The 6720-nt window shown below is 76.2% G+C and carries 1 protein-coding gene; it reads right to left on the reverse strand.

The annotated features are described in order from the left end of the window. The coding region (locus GCL84_RS02080; RefSeq protein WP_156753604.1) for a type I polyketide synthase at positions 1-6720 on the reverse strand (6720 nt) is incomplete at both ends.

Below are 6720 nucleotides of genomic sequence, written 5' to 3' on the forward strand. Positions count from 1 at the left end.
CACCGCGTCCGGCACCACGCCGACCGACGACCACACCGCCGCCAGCCCCACCATCACCGCGAAACTGGCCGGTTGCAGGACATCGACCCGGTCCACCAACTCAGCATCGGCGGCGCCGCGCAAGACGTCCACGAGGGACCAGTCCACCCACGGCTCCAACGCGGCGGCGCACTCGGCGATCCGCTCGGCGAACACCGGCGACGAGTCCAGCAGCTCCCGACCCATCCCGGCCCACTGCGAACCCTGCCCCGGGAACACCCACACGACCTTGCCCGGCGTACCCGCCTTGCCCGTGACCACACCGGCCGCACCGCGCGCGACCCCGTCGAGCGCGGCCGCCGCCTCCCCCTCCGACTCGGCCACCACCACCGCGCGGTGGGCGTGCACGGCCCGGTCCGCCACCAGGGCCCGGGCGGTGCCTGCCAGGTCAGCCGACTCAACGAACCGCGACAGCCGACCGGCCTGCCCCACCAGGGAAGCCGCGCTCCGGGCGGACACCACCAGCGGCACCGCCCCCGAGACCGGCTCCCGCGCGGCGGGCGCGGGCTCGTCGGGCGCCTCCTCGATGATCAGGTGCGCGTTCGTCCCGCTGATCCCGAACGACGACACCCCGGCCCGGCGCGGGCGGCCGTCGCGGGGCCAGTCGCGGGCCTCGGTCAACAGCTCCACCGCGCCGACAGACCAGTCCACCTGGCTGGTCGGCTGGTCCACGTGCAGCGTCGGGGGCATAAGGCGGTGCCGCAGCGCCTGCACGACCTTGATGACACTGGCGACACCCGCGGCGGCCTGGGTGTGGCCGATGTTGGACTTGAGCGACCCCAGCCACAACGGCTTCTCCGGCGCCCGGTCCCTGCCGTAGGTGGCGAGCAGGGCTTGGGCCTCGATCGGGTCGCCCAGCGCCGTGCCCGTGCCGTGCCCCTCGACAACGTCCACATCGGACGCAGCGATCCCGGCGGCGGCCAGCGCCTTGCGGATCACCCGCTGCTGCGACGGCCCGTTCGGCGCGGTCAACCCGTTCGACGCGCCATCCTGGTTCACCGCACTACCCCGCAACACAGCCAAGACCCGGTGCCCGCGCTCACGCGCCACCGACAACCGCTCCAACACCACCAGACCGACCCCCTCGGCCCAGCCCGTGCCGTCCGCGCCGTCCGCGTACGCCTTGCACCGGCCGTTCCCGGCCAGCCCGCGCTGGCGGGAGAACTCCACGAACGAGGTGGGTGTCGCCATCACGGTCACGCCGCCAGCGAGCGCCATCGAGCACTCACCCTGCCGCAGCGCCTGCGCGGCGAGGTGCATCGCGACCAGCGACGACGAGCACGCCGTGTCGATCGTGACCGCCGGGCCCTCGAAACCGAACACATAGGACACCCGGCCGGACGCCACGCTCGAGGCCGCGCCTGTGCTCCCGAAACCCTCGAGCTCCGGCACGGCGGCGCCCATCCCGTAGCCCTGGCTGGACACCCCGGCGAACACACCGACGTCGGAGCCCTTCAACGACACCGGGTCGATGGCCGCGCCTTCCAGCGCCTCCCACGACGTCTCCAGCAACAGCCGCTGCTGCGGGTCCATCGCCAGCGCCTCACGCGGCGAGATCCCGAAGAACCCCGCGTCGAACAGGCCCGCGCCCTCGACGAAGCCGCCCTGGCTGGTGTACGAGGTGCCCTGGCTGTCCGGGTCGGGGTCGAACAGGCTGTCCAGGTCCCAGCCCCGGTCGTCGGGGAACGGCGAGAGCCCGTCCCGGCCCTCGCGCAGCATCCGCCACAGGTCGTCCGGGCCCGCGACACCGCCGGGGAGCCTGCACGACATCCCGACTATCGCGATCGGCTCGTCCGGGTCGGCGGCGACCGCCGCCGCCACGGGCGCGGGACCGGCGTCGCCGACCTCGTCACGCAGGTAGCCCGCGAGCGCCTGCGGGGTCGGGTAGTCGAAGACGAGCGTGGCGGGCAACTTGAGCCCGGTCGCCTCGCGCAGTCGGTTGCGCAGCTCCACCGAGGTCAACGAGTCGAAACCGGAATCCTTGAACGCGGTGTCGGCCCGGACCGCCTCGGGCCCGGCGTGCCCGAGCACCGCCGCGACCTGGCCGCGGACCAGGTCGAGCAGCAGCGCGTCCCGCTCGGCCGGGGCGAGCCCGGCCAGCCGGGCGGCCAGCCCGCCGGACGCCGCCCGCGCCTGCTGCCTGCCTGCCTGGACCAGGCCGCGCAGCAGGTGCGGAACCGGCCCGCCCGCCGCAGCGCCCGCGCGGGCCCCGCGCAGGTCGAGCTTGATCGGCACGAGCAGCGCCTGCCCGGACCCTACGGCGGCGTCGAACAGTTCCATGCCCTCGGTGGGCGTGATGGCCTGGACACCGCCGCGGTCGGCCCGCGCCTGGTCCACCTCGTCGAGGTTCGCGGTCATCCCGTCGGCCTGCTCCCACAGCCCCCAGGCCATCGACACGCCCGGCAGCCCCGCCGCCCGGCGGTCGGCCATCAGCGCGTCGAGGAAGGCGTTCGCCGCCGCGTAGTTGCCCTGCCCGGCGGACCCGAAGACGCCGGAGGCCGAGGAGAACACGGCGAAGACGTCCAGGTCCCGGTCGCGGGTCAGCTCGTCGAGGTGGCGCACCGCGTCGACCTTGGGCGCGAACACCCCGGCCAGCCGCTCCCGGGTCAGCGCCCCGACCACCCCGTCGTCGAGCACCCCGGCGGTGTGCACGACCCCGGTCGGCTCGTGCTCCGCCAGCAGCGCCGCGACCTGGTCGCGGTCGGCGACGTCGCAGGCCGCGACCGACACCGCCGCGCCCAAGCCGGTCAGCTCGGCCACCAGCTCCTGGGCGCCCCGCGCGGCCGTGCCGCGCCTGCTGACCAGCACGAGCCGCCGCACACCGTGCTCGGCCACCAGGTGCCGGGCCACGAGCGCGCCCAGCGACCCGGTGCCACCGGTGACCAGGACCGTCCCTTCCGGATCGAAAGTCGCCTGCCCACCGGTGGCTCGTGCCAGCCGGGGAACGAACAGCGCACCGCCGCGGACGGCGACCTGGGGCTTACCGGAGGCCACCACGGCGCCCAGGACGGCCTCCGGGCCGGTCTCGGCGGTGGGGTCGAGGTCCAGCAGGACGATCCGGTCCGGGTTCTCCGTCTGGGCGACGCGCACAAGGCCCCACACCGCGGCGGCGGCGGGATCGGCCACCGTCCCGTCCGCGGGCACCGCGCCCCGGGTGGCCACCACGAGCCGGGAATCGTCGAACCCGCTCCCGGCCAGCCACGCCTGGACGATCCCCAGCACGCGCGAGGTCCCGTCGAGCGCCGTCTCACCACCGGCAGGGGCGAGGACGACAGCGGGCGCCTCGGTCAGGCCCAGCACGTCGTCAGCCGTCATGGCCAACGCCAGCGGCGGCGTCGGCGCCTCGGGGACGGGCAGCTCGGACCACTCGACCCGGAACAGCGAGTCGCGGCTCGCACTCGCGGCGGCGCCCAACTGCTCGGCGCTCACCGGGCGCGACACCAGCGAGTCCATCGTCACCACGAGACCGCCGGTCTCGTCGGCGGCCTGCAACGCCACGGCGTTGGGTCCACCGGAGGCCAAGCGCACGCGCAGCGCGGACGCGCCCGCGGCGTGCAGCACCAGGCCGTTCCAGGCGAAGGGCAGCACCGGCTGCCCGGACCCGTCCTGCGGGGCCGCCCCGAGCATCCCCGCGTGCAGCGCGGCGTCCAGCAGGGCGGGGTGGATGCCGAAGGCCGCCGCGCCTTCGCGGTGCCCATCGGGGAGGGCGACCTCGGCGAAGACCTCCGCACCGCGCCGCCACACCGCCCGCAGGCCCTGGAAGGCCGGGCCGTAGGCGTAACCGCGCTCGACCAGGTCGCCGTAGAAGTCGCCGACGTCGACGGCCAGCGCGCCCGGCGGCGGCCAGGCGGCGAAGTCGAACCCGGTGACACCGCTCGCCGTGGGGGCCAACTGCCCCGCGCAGTGCCGCGTCCACGTGTCCTCCCCGTCCTCGCGCAGGGAGTACACCTCCACGGCGCGCGTCCCGGTCTCCCCCGGCCCGCCCACCGCGACCTGCACCCGCACCCCGCCGTGCGCGGGCACCACGAGGGGGGCCTCGACGACAAGCTCCTCCAGCACCGGGCAGCCGACCTCGTCGCCCGCCCGCACCGCCAGCTCCACGAGCCCGGTGCCGGGGACGAGCACGAGCCCGCCGACGGCGTGGTCGGCCAGCCACGGGTGCGACCTCAGCGACAGCCGCGAGGTGAACACGCGCCCGTCGGTCCGCGGCAGCGGCACCACCGCGCCCAGCAGCGGGTGCCCGGCCGTCGTCTGCCCCAGCGACGCCGCGTCCGTGGCCGCCGCCCCCGGCGTCAGCCAGAAGTGCTCGTGGTCGAAGGCGTACCGGGGCAGGTCGACCCGCCCGGCGGGGGCTGGGGCCAGGACGTCCCAGTCCACGGGCACGCCGCGCACGAACAGCTCGGCCACCGAGGCCAGCAGCGCCCGGTCCTCCCGGCGGCCGTCGCGCAGCGCCGCGACGCACACGGCCCCGGGGGCCGACTCGCCGACCAGGCCGGTCAGGGCGGCGCCCGGCCCCATCTCCACGAACAGCGCGCCGCCGAACCCGGCCGCGGCCGCGATCCCCTCGGCGAACCGGACCGGCCGGCGCACGTGCTCGACCCAGTAGCGCGGGTCGGCGGGCCCGTCGGGCTCAGCCAGCCCGCCGGTGGCGTTCGAGACCACCGGGATGGCAGGCGGCTGCCACCGCACCGAGGCCAGCTCGGCGGCGAACTCGGCGAGCATCGGCTCCATGCGCGCGGAGTGGAACGCGTGCGAGACCGCCAGCCGCTTCGTCTTGCGCCCCTGCTCCCGCATCCGCTCGGCCGCCGCGAGGACCGCGTCCTGCTCGCCGGAGAGCACCACCGCGGCCGGGCCGTTGACCGCGGCCAGCTCCACGCCGTCGCCCAGCAGCCCGGTGACCTCGTCCGCGCTCGCGGCCACGGCGACCATCGCCCCGCCGGTGGGCAGCGCCTGCATCAGCCTGCCCCGGGCCGCGACCAGCCGGGCCGCGTCCGGCAGCGACAGCGCGCCCGCGATGTGGGCGGCGGTGACCTCGCCGATGGAGTGCCCGATCACCGCGTCCGGCCGCACGCCCCAGGACTCGACCAGCCGGGCCAGGGCGGTCTCGACCGCGAACAGCCCGGCCTGGGTGTACACGGTCCGGTCCAGCAGCGCGGCGGCGTCCGGCGCCCGGCCCAGGACCACGTCGCGCACCGGGTGGTCGACCGCCCCGGCCAGGAACGCGTCCACCCGCGCGCACGCCGCGTCGAAGGCCTCGGCGAACACCGGGTAGCGCTCGTGCAGCTCCCGGCCCATCCCGACCCGCTGCGACCCCTGCCCGGGGAAGACGAACACGACCTTGCCCGGCCCGCCCGAGCCGGGGGCGCTGCCGGTCACCACACCGGGCGCGTCCGAGCCGCCCGCCAGCGCGCCGAGCCCGGCCAGCGCCTCTTCGTCCGAGCCCGCGAGCACCACGGCCCGCTCGCCCAACACCGCCCGGCTCGACAGCAGGGCGCCCGCGACCGCGGGCAGCGGCGCGCCCCCCGAGCCCAGCCACGACGCCAGCCGCCCGGCCTGCCCCGCCAGGGAACCCTTGCTGTGCGCCGTCACCACCACCGGCAGCACTTCCCCCGGCCCCGCGACGGGCTCGGCGAAGGGCTCGGCCTCGGCGGGCGCCTCCTCGATGACCAGGTGCGCGTTGGTGCCGCTGATGCCGAACGACGACACCCCGAGCCTGCGGGGCCGCTCGCCCCTCGGCCACGGCCTGGCCTCGGTCAGCAGCTCGACCGCGCCCGCCGTCCAGTCCACCTCCGTGGACGGCTCGTCCACGTGCAGCGTCGGGGGCAGGACGCCGTGCCGCAGCGCCTGCACCATCTTGATCACGCTGCCCACGCCCGCCGCGGACTGCGTGTGGCCGATGTTCGACTTGAGCGACCCCACCCACAGCGGCCTCCCGGGGTCGCGGCCCTGCCCGTAGGTGGCCAGCAGGGCCTGGGCCTCGATCGGGTCGCCCAGCGCCGTGCCCGTGCCGTGCGCCTCCACGGCGTCGACGTCGGCGGGGACCAGTCCGGCGCCCGCCAGCGCCTTGCGGATGACCCGCTGCTGCGACGGCCCGTTCGGCGCGGTCAACCCGTTCGACGCGCCGTCCTGGTTCACCGCGCTGCCGCGCAGCACGGCCAGCACCTCGTGGCCGCGTTCCCGCGCCACGGACAGCCGCTCCAGCACGACGATGCCGACCCCCTCGGCCAGCACCATCCCGTCGGCGCCCTCGGCGAACGCCTTGCACCGCCCGTCGGGGGCCATGCCCCGCTGCCGGGAGAACCCGACGAACGTGCCCGGGGTGGCCATGACCATCACGCCGCCCGCCAGCGCCGTCGAGCACTCGCCCTGCCGCAGCGACTGCGCGGCGAGGTGGATCGCCACGAGCGAGGACGAGCACGCCGTGTCGACGGTGACCGCCGGGCCCTCGAAACCGAACACATAGGACACCCGGCCCGACGCCACGCTCGGCGCCACCCCGGTCCCGGTGAAGCTCTCCAGCTCGGGCGCGACGCCGCCCGCGCTGGACCCGTACCCCTGGCTGCACGCGCCGACGAACACGCCGACGTCACTGCCCTTCAACGACACCGGGTCGACCCCCGCGCCCTCCAGCGCCTCCCACGACGTCTCCAGCAGCAACCGCTGCTGCGGGTCCATCGCCAG

Source organism: Actinokineospora pegani (genome assembly GCF_009745975.1).
In the GTDB taxonomy this organism is placed as follows: Bacteria; Actinomycetota; Actinomycetes; order Mycobacteriales; family Pseudonocardiaceae; genus Actinokineospora; species Actinokineospora pegani.